The organism is Citromicrobium bathyomarinum (assembly GCA_001306305.2).
GTDB lineage: Bacteria > Pseudomonadota > Alphaproteobacteria > Sphingomonadales > Sphingomonadaceae > Alteriqipengyuania > Alteriqipengyuania bathyomarina.
The window spans coordinates 1,816,285-1,834,363 of the sequence record CP155577.1; the positions used below are offsets into that span (position 1 = coordinate 1,816,285).

Annotated in this window: 15 protein-coding genes; 11 read left to right on the top strand and 4 right to left on the bottom strand. The window is 66.8% G+C overall.

The annotated features are described in order from the left end of the window. Positions 1 to 31: 31 nt before the first annotated feature. Complete coding sequence (locus VO57_009125) at positions 32 to 1,456, bottom strand: protein adenylyltransferase SelO family protein (protein XBL68305.1); 1,425 nt, start codon at positions 1,454 to 1,456, stop codon at positions 32 to 34. Between the two features lie 69 nt (positions 1,457 to 1,525). Here VO57_009125 and VO57_009130 point away from each other — a divergent pair, with 69 nt between their 5' ends. The 5 genes from VO57_009130 (at position 1,526) to VO57_009150 (ending at position 7,318) form a co-directional block, all read left to right on the top strand. After that, entirely contained in the window at positions 1,526 to 2,413 is an 888-nt protein-coding gene (locus tag VO57_009130) for an alpha/beta hydrolase (GenBank protein XBL68306.1), read from the top strand. Continuing rightward, entirely contained in the window at positions 2,413 to 3,567 is a 1,155-nt protein-coding gene (locus VO57_009135; GenBank protein ID XBL68307.1) for a glycosyltransferase family 4 protein, read from the top strand. The genes VO57_009130 and VO57_009135 overlap by 1 nt, the downstream gene beginning before the upstream one ends. A gap of 129 nt (positions 3,568 to 3,696) precedes the next feature. After that, a complete protein-coding gene (locus VO57_009140) occupies positions 3,697 to 4,500 on the top strand; it encodes a tetratricopeptide repeat protein (protein ID XBL68308.1) in 804 nt (267 codons plus the stop codon). Positions 4,501 to 4,552: 52 nt separating this feature from the next. Then, on the top strand, positions 4,553 to 5,890 hold the full coding sequence (locus VO57_009145) for a PQQ-binding-like beta-propeller repeat protein (GenBank protein XBL68309.1): 1,338 nt from the start codon (positions 4,553 to 4,555) through the stop codon (positions 5,888 to 5,890). Between the two features lie 72 nt (positions 5,891 to 5,962). After that, complete coding sequence (locus VO57_009150) at positions 5,963 to 7,318, top strand: isoprenylcysteine carboxylmethyltransferase family protein (GenBank protein XBL68310.1); 1,356 nt, start codon at positions 5,963 to 5,965, stop codon at positions 7,316 to 7,318. Between the two features lie 10 nt (positions 7,319 to 7,328). Here the strand turns inward: VO57_009150 and VO57_009155 are convergent, their stop codons facing one another. Next, entirely contained in the window at positions 7,329 to 8,699 is a 1,371-nt protein-coding gene (locus VO57_009155) for a glutamate--cysteine ligase (protein ID XBL68311.1), read from the bottom strand. A gap of 40 nt (positions 8,700 to 8,739) precedes the next feature. Next, positions 8,740 to 9,507, bottom strand: a complete 768-nt coding sequence (locus VO57_009160; GenBank protein ID XBL68312.1) for a 16S rRNA (uracil(1498)-N(3))-methyltransferase — start codon at positions 9,505 to 9,507, stop codon at positions 8,740 to 8,742. A gap of 40 nt (positions 9,508 to 9,547) precedes the next feature. Between VO57_009160 and ubiA the strand changes: the two genes are divergently transcribed. The 4 genes from ubiA (at position 9,548) to VO57_009180 (ending at position 15,428) form a co-directional block, all read left to right on the top strand. Next, positions 9,548 to 10,471 (top strand): 4-hydroxybenzoate octaprenyltransferase, encoded by a 924-nt coding sequence (gene ubiA, locus VO57_009165; GenBank protein ID XBL68313.1) that lies wholly within the window; start codon positions 9,548 to 9,550, stop codon positions 10,469 to 10,471. A 97-nt stretch (positions 10,472 to 10,568) separates the two neighbouring features. Beyond that, positions 10,569 to 13,340, top strand: a complete 2,772-nt coding sequence (locus VO57_009170; GenBank protein ID XBL68314.1) for an ATP-dependent DNA helicase — start codon at positions 10,569 to 10,571, stop codon at positions 13,338 to 13,340. A 27-nt stretch (positions 13,341 to 13,367) separates the two neighbouring features. Further along, a complete protein-coding gene (locus tag VO57_009175) occupies positions 13,368 to 13,895 on the top strand; it encodes a histidine phosphatase family protein (GenBank protein ID XBL68315.1) in 528 nt (175 codons plus the stop codon). A 51-nt stretch (positions 13,896 to 13,946) separates the two neighbouring features. Further along, positions 13,947 to 15,428: a S41 family peptidase gene (locus tag VO57_009180; protein XBL68316.1), complete on the top strand. Its 1,482-nt coding sequence runs from the start codon at positions 13,947 to 13,949 to the stop codon at positions 15,426 to 15,428. Here VO57_009180 and soxR read toward each other — a convergent pair. Then, on the bottom strand, positions 15,425 to 15,865 hold the full coding sequence (gene soxR, locus VO57_009185; protein XBL68317.1) for a redox-sensitive transcriptional activator SoxR: 441 nt from the start codon (positions 15,863 to 15,865) through the stop codon (positions 15,425 to 15,427). The genes VO57_009180 and soxR overlap by 4 nt on opposite strands. Before the next feature lie 114 nt (positions 15,866 to 15,979). Here soxR and VO57_009190 point away from each other — a divergent pair, with 114 nt between their 5' ends. Together VO57_009190 and VO57_009195 are read left to right on the top strand one after the other, a co-directional pair. Beyond that, positions 15,980 to 16,351 carry a VOC family protein gene (locus VO57_009190; GenBank protein XBL68318.1) on the top strand — a complete coding sequence of 124 codons (372 nt, stop codon included), beginning with the start codon at positions 15,980 to 15,982 and terminating at the stop codon, positions 16,349 to 16,351. Between the two features lie 76 nt (positions 16,352 to 16,427). Continuing rightward, on the top strand, positions 16,428 to 18,074 hold the full coding sequence (locus VO57_009195) for a lysine--tRNA ligase (GenBank protein ID XBL68319.1): 1,647 nt from the start codon (positions 16,428 to 16,430) through the stop codon (positions 18,072 to 18,074). Positions 18,075 to 18,079 lie beyond the last annotated feature (5 nt).

Consider the following 18,079-nt stretch of genomic DNA (forward strand, 5'->3'; position numbering starts at 1 on the left):
ATGCTGCCGCATTCTGGCCTAGCGGCGCGCATTAGCGTGCCTTTTCGCTTTCGTCACCTGTTCCGCGCGAGGCGGGAACCGGCGGGGTGTCGTGCGCCTGCCCCATCCTGCGGACCGCAGCGACCTTGTCCAGCAACGGCTGCCAGTCGTCGTCGCGGTCGATTGCGGACCAGATCGCTTCAACCTCGTCGTACAGCATGCTCTGCGGCGCGCCGTCGTGCCAGTAGTCGTGGTCTAGGCCGGTCGCCTCATAATCGGCGAACAGCGCCTGAAGTTCCGCGCTTGTCGCCCGTCCGCCGCGATGGGCGTAGAAGAATGCGTCGGGCGATTGCCCGGTTTCGCGCATGTGTCGCTCGCAGCCCGTGATCAGCGCTGCGTCGCGCGCCTCGTCCAGCGGGGCGACGCCGAGCCGCCACAGCCAGCGGCGTCGCAGGTGGGCGGGATAGAGCGCACCGAAGCGCTCAAGCGCGGCAATAAGGCCTTCGGACGGGGCAACGAGCCGCAAGGCAGTGGCAAGCTGTGCACAATTCCACCCGAGCGACTCTGGCTGGCGTCCGAAGGCATAAAGCCCCGCGTGATCGAAATAGGCGGCGGTGAATCCTGGCTCCCACTTCGGCAGCCAGCGCCACGGACCATAATCGAAACTTTCGCCCGAGATGTTCATGTTGTCGGTGTTGAGCACGCCGTGCACGAAGCCTGCGACCATCCAGCTCGCGGCGAGATCGGCCATCCGGTCGACCACCTGGTTCAGCAGGCGCACTGCCGGATCGTCGCGGTCGGGGGCATCCTCTGGCGGGGGCGGGCCGGGGAACTGGGTCAGGCAGTAATCGACCAGCTGGCGCATATGCTCCGGCTCGTCGTGCGAGAGCAGCCGCTGGAAGGTGCCTATCCGGATGTGGCCGTGGCTGAGCCGGGTGAGCACGGCTGAGCGGGTGGGCGAGGGTTCGTCGCCGCGAACCAGCTGTTCGCCCGTCTCCACGATCGAGAATGTCTTGGAGGTGTCGACGCCAAGTGCCTGAAGCATCTCGGTTGCAAGCAGTTCACGCACCGCCCCCTTAAGCGTCAGCCGCCCGTCGCCCGCCCGGCTCCAGGGCGTCTGGCCTGAACCCTTGGTGCCCAGATCCATCAGGCGGCCACGCTGATCGCGCAGCTGGGCGAACAGGAAACCGCGCCCGTCGCCCAGTTCCGGATTATACACCCGGAACTGATGCCCGTGGTATCGCAGCGCGAGCGGCTGCGGCAGATTGCCGGTGAGAGATTGGAAGCGACCAAAATGGGCCAGCCATTCGTCGTCCGACAGATCGGCGAGGCCGATATCGCCCGCCGCCCGGTCGTTACGCCAGCGCAGCGTCGTGCGCGGGAAGTCGGCGGCCTCCACCGGATCGGCGATCCAGTCGGCCAGATCGAGGATCGGCGGGGAGCCGGTGTCGCGGTGCTGTTGCGGAATTTCGACCATCGCGGCAATAGTGGGGCCGCGCGGGCTCCCGCGCAACCGACCCGTCCAGATCACGTTTGAAAGATGCCCATGGATCAGCGCTTTACCGATGGCTTTTGGCGCAGTTCAGACGGCCTCAAGCTCTATTACCGCGACTATCCGGGGGGCGAAGACGGGCGTCCGCCGATTATCTGCATGCACGGGCTCACCCGCAATTCGCGCGATTTCGCCGATCTGGCAGAGCGGCTTTCGCCCGAATGGCGCGTGATCGTGCCCGAAATGCGCGGCCGCGGGCAGAGCGATTATGCCGAAGACGCGGCGACCTATACCCCGCTCAACTATGTCGAGGATGTCGAGGCGCTGCTTGCCGAGCTGGGCATCGACCGCTTCGTCGCGATCGGCACTTCGCTGGGCGGACTGATGACGATGCTGCTGGCCAACCGCGCTCCCGATCGGCTCGCGGGTGCAGTGCTCAATGATGTCGGCCCCGAGATCGACGAGGCCGGGCTCGACAAGATTCGCAGCTACGTGGGCCAGGGGCGCAGCTTCCCGACCTGGATGCACGCCGCGCGCGCCCTTCAGGAAACGCACGAGGACGCGCACCCGACCTACCAACTGGACGATTGGCTGCTGGCGGCCAAGCGCGTGATGGTGCTGGGGCAGAACGGGCGGATCAGCTTCGACTACGACATGGCGCTGGGCGATGCCTTCCGCGAGACGCCGGACAGCGGCGGTGCCCCGCCTGCCAACCTGTGGCTGGCGTTCGAATCGCTCGGCAACATACCGCTGCTGCTGGTGCGCGGTGCTCTGTCCAATCTGTTGTCGGAAGAAACCGTGCGGCAGATGAAGGTCCGCAACCCGGGGATGGAGGTCGTTCTGGTGCCCGATACCGGGCACGCGCCGATGCTCGACGAGCCGGAGGCGGTCGCCGCGATCGACGCGCTGCTGGCGAAGGTCCGCACCCGGGAAACCGTCTGATGGCGGGCTCCGCGCGCGAAGGGGCACCGCGCGTCCTCCATCTCCACTCCACCTTCGCGGCCGGGGGCAAGGAGCTGCGCAGCGTGCAGCTGATCAACGCCTTCGGCGAATCGCTGCGCCATGCAATCGTCTCTGCCGATCCGGGCCAGTACGGTGCCGCAGAGCATATCGAGCAGGGGCCTGAGGTCCGCTATCCGCGCGATTTCCCCTCCTTGCAGGGAAAACCCATGCCGCGGCGGCTCCAGAAACTCGCCCGCGCGATGCAGCCATACGATCTGGTGCTGACCTACAACTGGGGCGCGATGGACGCGGTGATGGCGCATACGCTGTTCACCGATGCGATGGGTCTGCCACCGCTTATCCATCACGAGGATGGCTTCAACGAGGATGAGCAGGAGCGGCTGAAAACCAGCCGCAACTGGTATCGGCGGATCGCGCTGGGCAAGACTAGCGGGCTGGTCGTCCCGTCCGAGGTGCTGGAGGGGATCGCGCTGCATGCCTGGCAGCAGCCGATCGGCCGCGTGAAGCACATCCCGAACGGGATCGACACTGCGAAATTCTCCGCCAGTCCGCCGCCCGATGCGCTGCGCGGGGTGATCAAGCACGAGGGAGAGCAGTGGATCGGCGCGCTGGCAGGCCTGCGCCCTGTGAAAAATCTCACCGCTCTGGTCCGTGCGGTCGCCCACTTGCCCGAGGACTGGCAGCTGGTGATTGTTGGCGAAGGGCCGCAGCGTGACGCGATCCGCGATGCTGCGGAAGCGGCGGGGATCGCCCATCGCGTCCATCTGCCCGGCTTCGTCGCCAACCCGGCAAGCTATATCGGACTGTTCGACATCTTCGCACTGTCTTCCCGGTCCGAACAGTTCCCGCTCTCGGTGGTCGAGGCGATGGCTGCCGCGCTGCCAGTTACCGCGCCCGCCGTGGGGGATATCGCGGCGATGGTGGCGCAGGAAAATGCGCGCTTCATCGTGCGCCCGAACGACGAGGCTGCGCTGGGCGAGGCGTTGCAGGTGCTGGCCACCGACCCGGATCTGCGGGCGCAGATCGGGGAAGCCAACCGGGCGAAGGCGCGCAAGCACTTCGACGCGGCGGACATGGTTGCGGCCTACCGCCGGCTTTACGACAGCGCACTGGGCGGCGGAGTGATCCGCTGACCGGCAGCCGGGCGTGCTTTCAGCGCCCATTCACCCGCGCTGCTGTTCAACCGGTGGCTATTGAATTGACGGCGTCATGGTTTAAAGAACCGCCCCGTTCCCGGCAGTTTTAAGGAAAGTCCCCCAGGCGTGGCCCTGTTACCCAATCGCGACAGCGCAAAGGCGGGCGACCGCAAGGCCAAAACCCAGGCCGCACAGGACGAAGCGTTGCTGCGCGAGGTGGACGATGCCGTCCGCACCGACCAGTACCGCCATGTCTGGACCCGTTACGGCATCTACATCATCGGTGTGGTGCTGCTGGGGCTGCTCGCTTTCGCTGCGGTGCTGTTCTTCAGCGGGCAGAGCGAAGGCAACCGCGAATCCGAATCCGAAACGCTGGTGACCGCGCTCGACCAGGTCGAGGCGGGCAATCTGGATCAGGCCGACGAGGCGCTGGCACCGCTGGCCGAAGATGGCCGGGGCGGCGGCAAGACGCAGGCGCAGATGCTGCGCGCGGGGATCGCGCTGGAGCAGGGCCGGGCGAAGGAAGCCGCAGAGCTGTTCGGCCAGGTCGCCGCCGACGAGGACGTGCCCCAGTCGATCCGCGATCTTGCAGAACTGCGCGCGGTCGTCGCCGGCTATGACTCGATGAAGCCTGCAGAGGTGATCCGCCGTCTGACGCCGCTGGCCCAGCCGGACCAGCCGTACTACGGCAGCGCGGGCGAGATCCTTGCGATGGCCTATCTCGAAGGCGGCGATAAGGAACGCGCCGGCAAGCTGTTCGGCGAGATTGCCATGGATGACGACGTGCCCGACACGATCCGCGGCCGCGCGCGCCAGATGGCCAGCGTGCTGGGTGTGGATGCGGTCGGCGATGTCGACGAACTGATCAAAAGTCTGCGCGGGCCCGCCGGCGCGGGCGGTGCGCCGCCGACAGGCGCACAGCCGGAATAAACGGCGCACACACCTAACACTTGGCCCCCGAGGCGGGGCGACATTTCGGAGGATGACCTTGCGATCCATTGGTGCCACCCCGCTTCTTCTCGCGGCGCTGTTCGTCACCGGCTGTTCGGGCGGTCTGTTCGGCGGCGGAGACAAGAAGGTTACCCCGACCGTGGGCAACCGCGAGCCGGTTCTCTCCCGCATTGAAAGCGGTGCCAAGGTCGACCCCAGCATCTCCGGCGTTTCAGTGGTGCTGCCTCCCGCACGCGTCAACGAAACCTGGGCGATGGCCAGTGGCACGCCGAGCAAGAGCTATGGCAACCTCGCGCTGGGTGCCAGCCCGACCCGCGCGTGGAGCGCGCAGATTCCGGGATCGAGCAACAAGCGCCGTCTGGGCGCCGCCCCGATCGTTGCCGGCGGTACGCTCTACGTCACCGATACTGCGGGCACTGTGCACGCGTTCGATGCGGATACTGGTGCACGCAAGTGGGAATACCGGCCGGAGATCGACTCGGATCTGCGCGGCACGGCCTTCGGAGGCGGCATCGCGGTCGCGGGCAATCGCCTGTTCGCGACCAGCGGCACCGGCCAGGTGGTCGCGCTGAACGCCGCCGACGGCAGCGTAATCTGGAGCGCCAGTCCCGCCGGGCCGCTGCGCGATTCGCCCACGCTCGCCTTCAACCTTGTGCTGGTGATGACCCAGGACAACCGGATCATCGCGCTCAGCCAGGATGATGGCTCAGTCGAATGGGAAAACTCCGGCTCGACCGCGCAGGCTGGCGTGTTCGGCGTGGCGTCGCCTGCAGCCGGGCAGGGCACGATCGTTGCGGGCTACAGCTCGGGCGAACTGGTCGCCTATCGTTACGAAAACGGGCGCGAGCTGTGGGCCGATGCGCTGGCGCGCACCTCCATCTCGACCGAGGTCGGCAGCCTGACGGATATCGATGCCGATCCGATCATCGATGGCGGCCGCGTCTATGCGCTGGGCCAGGGTGGCCGCATGGCCGCCTACGAACTGGTTACCGGCCAGCGCGTGTGGGAACTCAACCTCGCCGGGATTTCGACTCCGGCGCTGGCGGGTGAGTGGCTGTTCACGCTGACCAGCGATGCGCGCCTGCTGGCGATTGCCCGGGGCAGCGGCAAGATCCGCTGGATCACCCAGCTCGCCCGCTATCGCAATGAGGAAGACCGCAAGGGCCCGATCTTCTGGACCGGTCCGGTGCTCGCCAACAACATGCTCTACGTCGGCAATTCGAACGGCGAGCTGTGGCAGGTGAGCGTGGGCGAAGGCGCGGCCAACCTGATGACCGAGCTCAAGGCCGGCGTCACCCTGCCGCCGATCGTCGCCAACAACACGCTCTACGTGCTCGACGACAGCGGTACCATCACCGCGTTCCGCTAAGGGAAGTGACGCGGCGGCCTGCGAGCCGCCGCGTTACCGAGCATTTAACCCTTTTGGGCCTAAGGCGGCGTCATGCGCGAAGACGCCTCCAGCTCACAACCGCCCCGCAGCGATGTCTCCGCTGGCGTAGGTATTGTCGGCCTTGCCGGGCTTCTCGGCTGGATCGCGTTCTGCCGCGCCTTCCCTGACATCTCGACCGCGCTCGACCTGCCCGGCCCCCATGCGCGGCTGGCCGGTCCTTATGCGGCGCTGTGCGGCCTGCTCGCCAGTGGTGTGCCGATGGTGCTGTGGTCGATCCTGGTCGACAAGGTCCATCGCCGCCCTTCGACCGGACTGGTGCTGGGCAAACAGGGCCCGGCACACAGTACGCGGGCAATCTCCTTCACCAAGCTGACCGGCCTGTGGGCGACCTGGGCGGTGATCGCCGTGCTCTACGGGCTCGGACGCTGGTACTGGGACGGCAATTATCTGTTCGCGATGGAGGTGCTGGCCTACGCCGCAGTTCCCGCGCTGATCCTGTCGGTGCCGTACATCTTCTGGATCGACCGGCGGATGGAAGACCCGCGCGACGGCACCTGGCATTTCGGGGCCTTCCTGCTCGCGCGCGAGCAGTGGGACCGCGAAAAGGTCATCGGTCACTGGCGCGCGTGGATCATCAAGGGCTTCTTCGGCGCGTTCATGATCTCGATCCTGCCCGGCGGTTTCGCCGAGGTGGTGAACGCCAACCCCGCCGAGCTGGCGACCCGGCCCGGTGCGCTGGCACTGGCGGTCATCTCGCTGCTGTTCGTGATCGACGTGCAGATCGGGACGGTCGGCTATGTGATGACGATGCGCCCGCTCGATACGCATATCCGCAGCGGCAACCCGTTTCTCGCCGGCTGGATCGCCGCGCTGCTGTGTTACCCTCCGTTCGTGTACGGCATCACCGGCGCGGGCGGCCTGCTATCCTACGAGAACAACGCTCCCGGCTGGCAGCACTGGCTGGCGGGTGAGCCGTGGCTGATGGCGCTGTGGGGCGGCTGGCTGGTGGTGCTGACCGGCATGTATGCCTGGGCGACGGTGGTCTTCGGCCTGCGGTTCTCGAACCTGACCTATCGCGGCGTGATCACCCACGGGCCTTACCGCTTCACCCGCCACCCGGCCTATCTCTCCAAGAACCTGTTCTGGTGGAGTGCGGCGCTGCCGTTCCTCGTCACGAACGGAGGCCTGCTGGAGGCGGTGCGCAACGTCGTCGGCCTCGCGCTCGTCTCGGGCATCTACTACTGGCGCGCACGCACCGAAGAGGCGCACCTGCTGCGCGAAGATGCCAAATATCGCGAATACCACGCGTGGATGAGCCGCAACGGCCCGCTCACGGTCGCCATCGGGGCGCTGGGCCATGCGATCTCGCGCGGGCGCAGCCAGCAGCCGCTCCATCCCGCGGAATGAACGCCGCAGGTTAGAAGCTGTATTTGTAAACCCGCGTAATATCGCCGCCCCATTCGCCGTGATAGCGATCGAGCATCCGCTGCGCGGGCGACTTACCGCTTTCGACGATTTCGTCGAGCGTCTGCAGGAAGCCGGTCTCGTTATCGCCGCCCGTGTTCAACCGCGCACGCGCGGTGAGGCCCGACCGGGCGATTTCGAGCACGTCCTTGCCCAGATCCTGCAGCGTGCGCCCACCGGGGACGCTCGCGGCGAGCCCTTCCTTCGGCACCGCGTTGCGCAGCGCCTCGCGCTCTTCCATCGACCAGTCCTTGACCAGATCCCACGCTGCATCGAGCGCGCCCTGATCGTATAGCAGGCCGACCCATAGCGCGGGCAGCGCGCAGATCCGGCTCCAAGGCCCGCCATCGGCCCCGCGCATTTCAAGGAAGCTCTTGAGCCGCACTTCGGGGAAGGCGGTCGAGAGGTGGTCCCACCAGTCGCTTTCCGTCGGCTTTTCGCCGGGCAGGATCGACAGCTTGCCATCGAGAAAATCGCGGAAGCTGAGGCCCGCCGCGTCGAGATATTTCCCGTCGCGGAAGACGAAGTACATCGGCACGTCGAGCATGTAGTCGACATAGCGCTCGTACCCGAAATCCTCGTCGAACACGAAGGGCAGCATCCCGGTGCGATGCGGATCGGTGTCCGACCAGATGTGGCTGCGATAGCTCAGGTAGCCGTTGGGCTTGCCCTCGGTGAACGGCGAATTGGCGAACAGCGCGGTGGCGAGCGGTTGCAGCGCGAGGCCGACGCGGAATTTCTGCGCCATGTCGGCTTCGGAGGAATAGTCCAGATTGACCTGGATGGTGCAGGTCCGCAGCATCATGTCGAGCCCGAGATTGCCGACCGTCGGCATGTGCCGCGCCATGATGTCGTAGCGCCCCTTGGGCATCATCGGCAGGTCTTCGCGGGTCTTGTCGGGCCACATGCCCAGGCCGAGGAAACCGACTCCGCAGCGTTCGCCGATTTCCTTCACCTGGCTGAGGTGCCGACCCGCCTCGTTGCAGGTCTCGTGCAGGTTTTCGAGCGGCGCGCCCGAGAGTTCGAGCTGGCCTGCCGGTTCGAGGCTGACCGTGCCGTCATCGCCGCTCATCGCGATCACCTTGCCGCCTTCTTCCACCGGCTTCCAGCCGAAATCCTGCAAACTCAGCAGGATATCGCGGATGCCGCCGGGTTCGTCATAGCTTGGCGCGTGAAAGTCGTCGCGCTTGTAGACCAGCTTTTCGTGCTCGGTCCCGATCCGCCAGGCGGATTTGGGCTTCTCACCCGCTTGCATCGGAGCGACCAGCTGGTCGCGGTTTTCGATGACGGGTTCGTCTTCGTTCGATGCGTTGCGTGTGCTCATCGGGTGGCGTTAGAAAACTGGTTCTCGCGAGGGAAGGAAATTATTCTTCGCCTCCTGACACAGGAGACCAGTCGCCCGCCTGCGCCATCCAGATCGAGATCGCGGCAATGGTCGCGGTCTCGCCGCGCAGGATACGCGGGCCAAGCGTGATCGGGATCGCCTGGGGCAGGGCGCGGATCGCCGCGCGTTCGGCATCGTCGAAGCCGCCTTCGGGGCCGGTGAGAATTGCGGCAGGGGCACCGTGGCGGGCGAATGCGCTGGCCGCATCCTCGCCCCCTTCCTCATCCGCGAAGAACAGCGCGCGCTCTGCGGGCCAATCTGCCAGCAGCGCGTCCAGCTTCACCGGCCCGGCCACCTGCGGCAGCGCGGTGCGCGCACATTGCTCCGCCGCCTCGGTGACGATGGTCGCCGCGCGTTCGGGATTGAGCTTGTCGGCGACGCAGCGGCGGGTGACGACCGGGCGGATCGCCGCGACGCCCAGCTCGGTCGCCTTTTCCAGCACCAGGTCGAAACGGTCTTTCTTGAGCAGGGCGGGGCACAGCCACAGGTCGGGCACCGCCTCACGCTCGCGCAAGCGCTCGACCACGGTCACATCGACTCGCCGCTTGTCCACCTGCCCGACTCGGGCGGCCCATTCGCCGGTGAGGTCGTCGCACAGGATGACCGTGTCGCCTTCGGACACGCGCATGACCTTGCCCAGATAATGCGCGCGATTGCCATAGAGAGCGATGGTGCGGCCTTCGCCAAGCTCGTCCTCGACGAACAGGCGCGGGGCGCTTTTCGGGGGCCAGGCGGGGGTGGCGGGCATGGCTGGGCAGGTGCCACGCGGCGCGCTAGGGAGCAAGTCCATGAGCACCAGCGACTCCGTAGAAACGATCGTCCCCGACAGCGAGCACAGGGGGCTGATCGAGCGGCTGCCGCAGCTCCCCCGCGATCTTGCCCAGCTGGCCCGGTTCGACCGCCCGATCGGCTGGTGGCTGCTGTTCTGGCCCTGCGTCTTCGGCGTGTGGCTCAGTGGCACCGGCTGGCAGTTCGGCCTCCTGCTGTGGTTTCTCGCCGGCGCGATCGCGATGCGCGGCGCGGGCTGCGTCTATAACGACATCACCGATGCCGAACTGGACCGGCAAGTGGCACGCACCGCCAGTCGCCCGATCGCCAGCGGTCGGGTGAGCAAGCGGACCGCGTGGATCTGGCTCGCGGTGCTCAGCTTCGTCGGCCTGATCGTGCTGCTGCAACTGCCGCTGCAGGCCCAGATCATCGCGCTGGCGAGCCTGCTGCTGGTCGCCGCCTATCCTTTCATGAAGCGGATCACCTGGTGGCCGCAGGCGTGGCTGGGCCTCACCTTCAACTGGGGCCTGCTGGTCGGCTGGGCGACTCTGGCCGACACGAACTGGGGCGTGGCGATCGCGGTCTATCTGGGCTGCGTTGCATGGACGGTCGGCTACGACACGATCTACGCGGTGCAGGACAAGGAAGACGACGCGCTGGTCGGCATCCGGTCGAGCGCGTTGCGCATGGGCGGCAAGGTAAAACAGGGCGTGGCGGCATGTTACGCGCTGGCGGTTGCGCTGTGGGCGCTCGGCTTCTGGTTGGTGCGTGCGGACCCGGTCGCGTGGCTCACGCTGCTGCCGGTTGCATGGCACCTTGGCTGGCAGGTTGTGACGCTGGACGAGAAAGACCCGGGCAACCCGCTGCACCGTTTCCGCGCCAACCGCTGGGCCGGATTCCTGTTCGCGGCGGCGTGCTTCGTGGTCGGTAACGCAGGGGCCTGAGTTTCGGCACTTTTGTCGTGAGCGATCCCGGTTTTCGCCGGGATGACGCCCGCGCAACTGTTTACTTTTCGTTCCACGGACCCGAAACTGGACTGCGATGGCCGCGCCGACCCCCGAACCGCCTGCTCTGCCCGCGCTTCACGCCAGCCATGCCGGGCTGTGGCTGGCCGCGCCCGATGGCACCACGCAGGAGATCGGCAAGGGGCAGGCGATCAACGCCTGCGCCGATACGCCCGTGCTGCTGCTCAACGCGCCGCTGGTCGCCGCGCGGCTGGGCTATCCCGATCTTTCCGGCCTCGACCTGCTGGAGCTGTACGCCTTCCTCCATCCTGCGCGGTTCTGCGTGCCGACGCCCAAGGGGCTGGCTGCGACGCTGGGGATCGACCCGCCCGAGGACGAGGGCGCAACGCCTGCCTTCCTCCAGCGCGCGCTCGCCGCGATGCTGGCGGTTTGTGGGCGGGATGACTGGGCGGAGCGGCATGGTGCATGGAGCACGCTGCAATCGCTCGCCCGTGCGCGCTGGCCGTGGGCGCAGGTGCTCGGGCCCTTCGTGGAGCGACCCGAACGGGCCGAGCGCTGGCTGTTCGCAACCCTGCCCGAGTGGGAAGATGCGCCCGAGCGTCCGCAGCCCGCGCAGGTCTCGATCGGCGAGGAAGAGGTGCAGGCTCAGCTTGCCCGGCTGACCGGCGAAGGCGCGGAGAAGCGCGAGGGGCAGCGCGCCTATTCAGGCGATGTCGCCCGCATCTTCGCCCCCCGTGAGGGGCGGGGCAAGCCGCATCTGCTGCTGGCACAGGCGGGCACCGGGATCGGCAAGACGCTCGGCTATCTCTCGCCTGCAAGCGTGTGGGCCGAGCGCGCGCGGGGCACGCTCTGGGTCAGCACCTACACCAAGAACCTCCAGCGCCAGCTGCGGCGCGAGAGTCGCCGCGCGTGGCCCGAAAAGCGCGCCGATGGCAGCGCGCCGGTGGTCGTGCGCAAGGGGCGCGAGAATTACCTGTGCCTGCTCAACCTCGAAGACGCGATGCAGGGCGGGTTTGCGGGCCGGGGCGCGGTGCTCGCCCAGCTGGTCGCGCGCTGGGCGCAATATTCGCGCGATGGCGACATGATCGGCGGCGACCTGCCCGGCTGGCTGGGCACCCTGTTCCCCCGGCGCGGGATCACCGCGCTGACCGACCAGCGCGGCGAGTGCGTCTATGCCGGGTGCCCGCATTACCGGAAGTGCTTCATCGAACGCGCGGCGCGGACGAGTGCTCAGGCGGACCTCGTGATCGCCAACCACGCGCTGGTGATGATCAATGCCGCGCGCGGGCGCCATCATGGCCAGCCACCCACGCGGCTGATCTTCGACGAAGGCCATCACGTGTTCGATGCCGCCGACAGCACCTTCGCCGCCGCGCTGAGCGGGCAGGAAGCGATCGAGCTGCGCCGGTGGATCATCGGCCCGGAACGCAACACGCGCGGGCGCAGACGCGGGCTCGCCGCGCGGCTGGCCGACATCGCCTCCTACGACGATGCTGGCGGCGAGGCGGTGGAAGCCGCGATCGAGGCGGCGCAGGCGCTGCCCGCCGAGGGCTGGCTGGGGCGGATCGGCGAGGGGGCACCCTCCGGCCCGCTGGAAGAACTGCTCGCGCAGGTCCGCGCAACCGTGTTCGCCCGCGATGAAAGCGGCGGCTCCGAAGCGGGCTACGGGATCGAGACCGAAATCGCCGATCCTCCCGGGCCGCTGGTCGATGCCGCGCAAGAGGCGCAGGGCGCGCTGGCCGATATCCGCAAACCGCTGCTCAAACTCGGCCAGCGGTTGGAGGCGGTGCTGGAAGACGCGCCCGATTGGCTCGACGGGCAAGGGCGGGCACGCATCGAAGGCGCGCGGCACTCGCTCGCCTGGCGGGTCGATCTGATTGCCGCGTGGGAGGCCTTGCTCGGCAGGATCGGAGGGCCGACCGACCCCGATTTCGTCGACTGGCTGGCGGTCGACCGGTTCGAGGCGCGCGAATACGACATCGGACTGCATCGCCGCTGGCTCGATCCGATGAAACCCTTCGCCAAGATCGTGCTGGAGCCCGCGCATGGCGTGATGCTGACCAGCGCGACCCTGGCCGACCGTGACCCCGAGGGTGAGCCCGACTGGGCGCGCGCGATCGCATCGAGCGGGGCGGAGCATATCGGGTTGACCCCGCAGCTCGCCAGCCAGCCGAGCCCGTTCGACTACGCGAGCAAGGCAGAGGTGCTGATCGTCACCGACATCAAGCGCGGCGACATTGCGGGCCTTGCCGGAGCCTACGCCCGCCTGATCGAGGCGGCGGGCGGTGGAACCCTGGGTCTGTTCACCGCGATCAAGCGGCTGCGCGCGGTCCATGCGCGGATTGCCGACCGGCTCGCGCGCGGCAACCTGCCGCTCTACGCGCAGCACGTCGACCCGATCGACACCGGCACGCTGACCGATATTTTCGGCGACGATCCGCGCGCCAGCCTGCTCGGCACCGATGCCCTGCGCGACGGGATCGACGTGCCGGGCGACAGCTTGCGCAGCGTGGTGCTGGAGGCCGTGCCCTGGCCGCGGCCAACGATCCTGCACCGCGCGCGCCGCGCCGCCTTCGCGGACGAGGCGGGCGGCGGCAGTGCCTATGACGACCGGATCATCCGCGCGCGGCTGGCGCAGGCCTTCGGGCGGCTGATTCGCTCGCGAGAAGACAGCGGGCACTTCGTGGTTCTCTCCCCTGCGTTCCCCAGCCGTCTGCTCAGCGCCTTTCCCACAGGCACGCCGATTCACCGCGTCACGCTGGACGAAGCCGTATCGCGCCTTGCAGCGGGGCCACCGGCAAGGCAGGGAGGAACCCTGCTCGCGCGTGAAGACACGACGACGGGCTGAGGATGCAGCGCTCATGAGGCGGATCACGTGAAATATCTCGGCCTGTTCCGGCATGCGAAGTCCGATTGGGACGACAGCAGCACGCGCGATTTCGATCGCAGCGTGAACGAGCGCGGTCGCGAAGGCGCGCGAATCATGGGCCGCCATATCCGGCGGCAGGAGCCCGCGTGGGATATGATTCTCGCCAGCCCTGCAGAACGGGTGCGCCTGACGCTGGAAGAGGCGGCGATCGGTGTAAAGCCGACCTTCGACCAGCGGCTTTACCTCGCCGGGCCGGAGACTCACCTCGAAGTGATCAAGCACAAGGCAGGCGATGCCGACGCGGTGCTGATCGCGGCGCATAATCCCGGTTTGCAGGATCTGGTGTTGGCGCTGGTCTCGCAAGAGAACGAGACGCCCGATTTCCGCGAGGCGATGGTCAAGTTCCCGACCGCGTCCTTCGCCGTACTCGAACTGCCGATCGACGACTGGAGCGAGCTGGGCGCGCAGAACGCCAGGCTGGTCCATTTCAAGCGCCCTCGCGATCTCGACCCGTCGCTGGGCCCGCTCGACTAACGACATTGCGGCCGGTTGATCGTCGTGACGGGCGATTTATCAACGGGTCTCATGACCTCTCAAGCTCTCGTCCGCAGGCCGCGACGGGCCGCCGCAGTGATGCTCGCCGCGCTGGTCGCGCCATGCGGCCTGAACGCCCAACCGGCCCACATCTCTGAATCGCAGCCGTGGCTGGAAGCCGCGCCGCTCAAGCGCATTGTCGATTCATCGGGAAGGACAGAGCCTGCGGCCAGAGGCGTGTGGAAATCGCGCGGCTATGGCTGGATTCTCGCGATCGATGAGACAGGCGTCACGCGGTATCAGGATGGCGTCCAGTGCTACACCCCGCCCGGCGAGAACGGCGGTCAGAGTACGATGGACTCGATCGAATATCGCTTCTTCCGGATGCTGCCCGGAGATCGCGCCGCGATCTTTCAGCTGCTGGAGGGAGATACCAATGTCGTGTTCGACCGGCTCGATCGCCTGCCGGCACGGTGCACCGATGCGCCCGATACATCGCCGCAGGCCGTCGCCGACGAGTTTCTGAACGCCTTCGGGCAGCACTACGCCTTCTTCGATCGTCGCCCGCCCGGCCATGAAGAACGCGCCGCGCGGCTGCGCGCTCTGATCTCCGACGACACAAGCGAGGCCGAGCTGTGGGATGCTCTGGCGGCCTATATGGAGGGGCTCTCCGACAGCCATACCAAGCTGATCGGCACGATCGATGACGAGCGACGGCGGGTTCAGGACGGTCAGGGGACGACTCTGCCGATGATCCGCGCGAGCCAGGGCGGCGAGGGCGCATGGCTGGGCGGACTGATCGATCAGGCCAAGGCAAAGCTGGGCGACAGCGCGCATCATGAGGGGCAGGACCGTATCCTGTGGGGCGTGATCGGCGGCCCGGACGGAGCGCGGATCGGCTATCTGCAGGTGTTCGTCATGGGCGGCTTTACCCCCGGCGAGGATCTCTCCAGCGATGCATGGGCTGCGGCGGAAATGGCCGAACTGAATCGCATTCTGGACGAGGCGCTGGGCGCGTTTCAGGATGCCGACGCGGTCATCGTCGACCTGTCGAACAATCGCGGTGGGTGGGATCGTGTGGCGAAGGCTCTGCCGAGCCGTTTCACCGACGCCGCGTTCACCGGCTTTACTACTCAGGCTCGCGGATCGGGCCTTGCGCCGTTTCCCAACCGCATCGCGCCCGCCGATGGCCTGCGCTTCACCGGGCCGGTCTATCTGATGACGAGCGATGTGACGGTCAGCGGCGGCGAGCTTGCCACGCTTGCCTTCCGCCAGCTGTCCAATGTCACCCAGGTGGGCGGGACGACGCGCGGTGCGTTCTCCACCCCGCTGGCCAAGCCGCTGCCCAATGGCTGGCTGCTGGAGCTGTCGAACGAGACCTTTGCGGATGAGGCCGGGAATGTGTTCGAAGAAAGCGGGATCGCGCCGGACGTTGCGCTCGAAATCTATCCGGCGGACGACCCGGTTGCAGGTCACTGGCGCGCGGTCGAACAGGTCGCGGCGATGGCGCGGCGGCGCACCCCTGCGGACTAGCCCAGTACCGTCCTCGGCCCGGGGCCTTCTTCTGCAAGCCTGTCTTGCGGGTTGTAGAGCGCACAGCGCTTCAGGCTCAGACAGCCGCAGCCGATGCAGCCGTCAAGGTTTTGCCGTGCGCGCTCCAGTTCCGCGATTCGCGCATCCAGCTGGTCGCGGATCGCGCGGCTGATCGCGCTCCAGTCGCGCGCATTGGGCGTGCGCCCATGGGGCAGGCGGGCCAGCTGCGCCTCGATCTCACCCAGCGACAGGCCCAGCCGCTGCGCGATCAGGATGAAGCTGAGCCGGCGGATGTCGGAGCGCAGGAAGCGCCGCTGGTTGCCGCCGGTGCGGTGCGGTTCGATCAGCCCCATGCTCTCGTAATAGCGGATGGCCGACACGCTGAGCCCGGTGCGACGGGCCAGTTCGCCAATGGGCAGGAGATCGTTCGCTTTCATCGATCACGACGATAGGCATATTGATGCTTGACCTCAAGTGAGGTTGAGATTGCATTGATGCCTGCATCGCAGTCGCGGGGCCGATCCGGCCTCGCTCAATCAAGGAGAACAGCGATGCCCAAGGGCTATCTTGAACACGCCAATATTTCCGTCACGGATCTTGAACGCAGCACCGCGCTGCTGGTCGATCTGCTCGGCTGGCACAAACGGTGGGAGGGGCCATCGCTCAACAATGGCCACACGATCCATGTCGGGGGCGAGGTCGATTATGTGGCGCTTTACACCGGTGAGCACGTGACCGGCAATTTCGCCAAGGGCCATCCGCTCAACCACATCGCCTTCGTGGTCGACGATCTCGACGCGGCGGAGGAAGTGGTGAAGCGCCACGGGCTCGAACCCTTCAACCATGCCGACTACGAACCCGGCCGCCGGTTCTACTTCTTCGACTGGGACGGGATCGAGTTCGAAGTGGTCAATTACGACTGAAGCGAGGGGCCGGGGCGGCACCGCTCCGGCCATTCGCGCTTGCAACATGGGGGAGCCTGCGCAACAGGCTGCTGCCATGAGCATGCAAGATCTGATCGAAGCCGCCCACGTGTCCAAGGCCTGGCCGTTCCAGGAGGCGCAGCGTCTGCTCAAACGCTATCCCGACGGAACGAAGCCCGGCGGCGAGCCAGTGCTGTTCGAGACGGGCTACGGCCCCTCGGGCCTGCCGCATATCGGTACGTTTCAGGAAGTGCTGCGGACCACGCTGGTGCGCCGCGCGTTCGAGGCGCTGATCGGCGCGAAGCCGGAAGACGGCAAGACGCGGCTGGTCGCGTTCAGCGACGACATGGATGGCCTGCGCAAGGTGCCCGACAACGTGCCCAACGCGCAGTTGTTGCAGGACAATCTGCACAAGCCGCTGAGCCGCATCCCCAACCCCTTCGGCACCGATCACGACAGCTTTGCCGCGCACAACAACGCCAAGCTGCGCGAATTCCTCGACCGGTTCGGGTTCGATTACGAATTCATCGCCAGCCACACCCAGTACGATACCGGTGTCTTCGACGAAGCGCTCAAGAAGGTACTCGCGCACAACCAGGCGATCCTCGACATCATGCTGCCGACCCTGCGGGCGGAGCGTGCGGCGACCTATTCGCCGATCATGCCGATCAGCCCGGTGACGGGCCGCGTGCTGCAGGTTCCGGTCGAGGTGATCGATGCCGAAGCGGGCACGATCCGCTTTACCGACGAGGATGGCACGGTCGTCGAACAGTCCGCGCTGGGCGGGCAGGCCAAGCTGCAATGGAAGGTCGATTTCGCCATGCGCTGGGTGGCGCTGGGCGTCGACTATGAAATGTACGGCAAGGACCTGACCGATACCGGCATCCAGTCGGGCAAGATCGCCAAGGTGCTGGGCGGACGCAAGCCCGAAGGCCTGATCTACGAGCTGTTCCTCGACGAGAAGGGCGAGAAGATTTCGAAGTCGAAGGGCAATGGCCTGACGATCGAGGAATGGCTGACCTATGGCAGCGAGGAATCGCTCGGCTTCTACATCTTCCCCAATCCCAAGAGCGCGAAGCAGCTGCATGTTGGCGTGATCCCGCGCGCGGTCGACGATTACTGGCAGTTCCGCGAACGGCTGCCCGAACAGGCGCTGGACAAGCAGCTGGGCAATCCGGTGTGGCACTTGGCTCGCGCCAATGGCGGGTATGAGGCGGAGGAAGCACCGGGTGCGGGCGACAGCCTGCCGGTGACCTATGGCCTGCTGCTCAACCTGGTCGGAGTGATGGGTGCGACCGCGACGCGCGAGCAGGTGTGGTCCTACCTCGGCAACTACATCGAGGATCCCGATCCGGCGAAGCACCCGGAGCTGGACGGGCTGGTGACAACCGCGCTCGCCTATAACCGCGATTTCGTCGCCCCGACGCTCAACCGCCGGGCGCCTACGCCCAACGAAGCCTCCGCACTCGCCGCGCTCGACGGCGAATTGTCTCAGGTGTCCGCGGATACGAGCGCGGAAGACCTGCAGACGATCGTTTACGAAACCGGCAAGCGCGAGGAGTTCGGGTTCGACAATCTGCGCGACTGGTTCAAGGCGCTCTACGAGACCCTGCTCGGGTCCGAACAGGGTCCGCGCATGGGCAGCTTTATCGCGCTCTATGGGGTCCAGAACACCCGCAAGCTGATCGCGGAGGCACTGGCTGCGGCCAACACCGCAGGCTAGCCCGG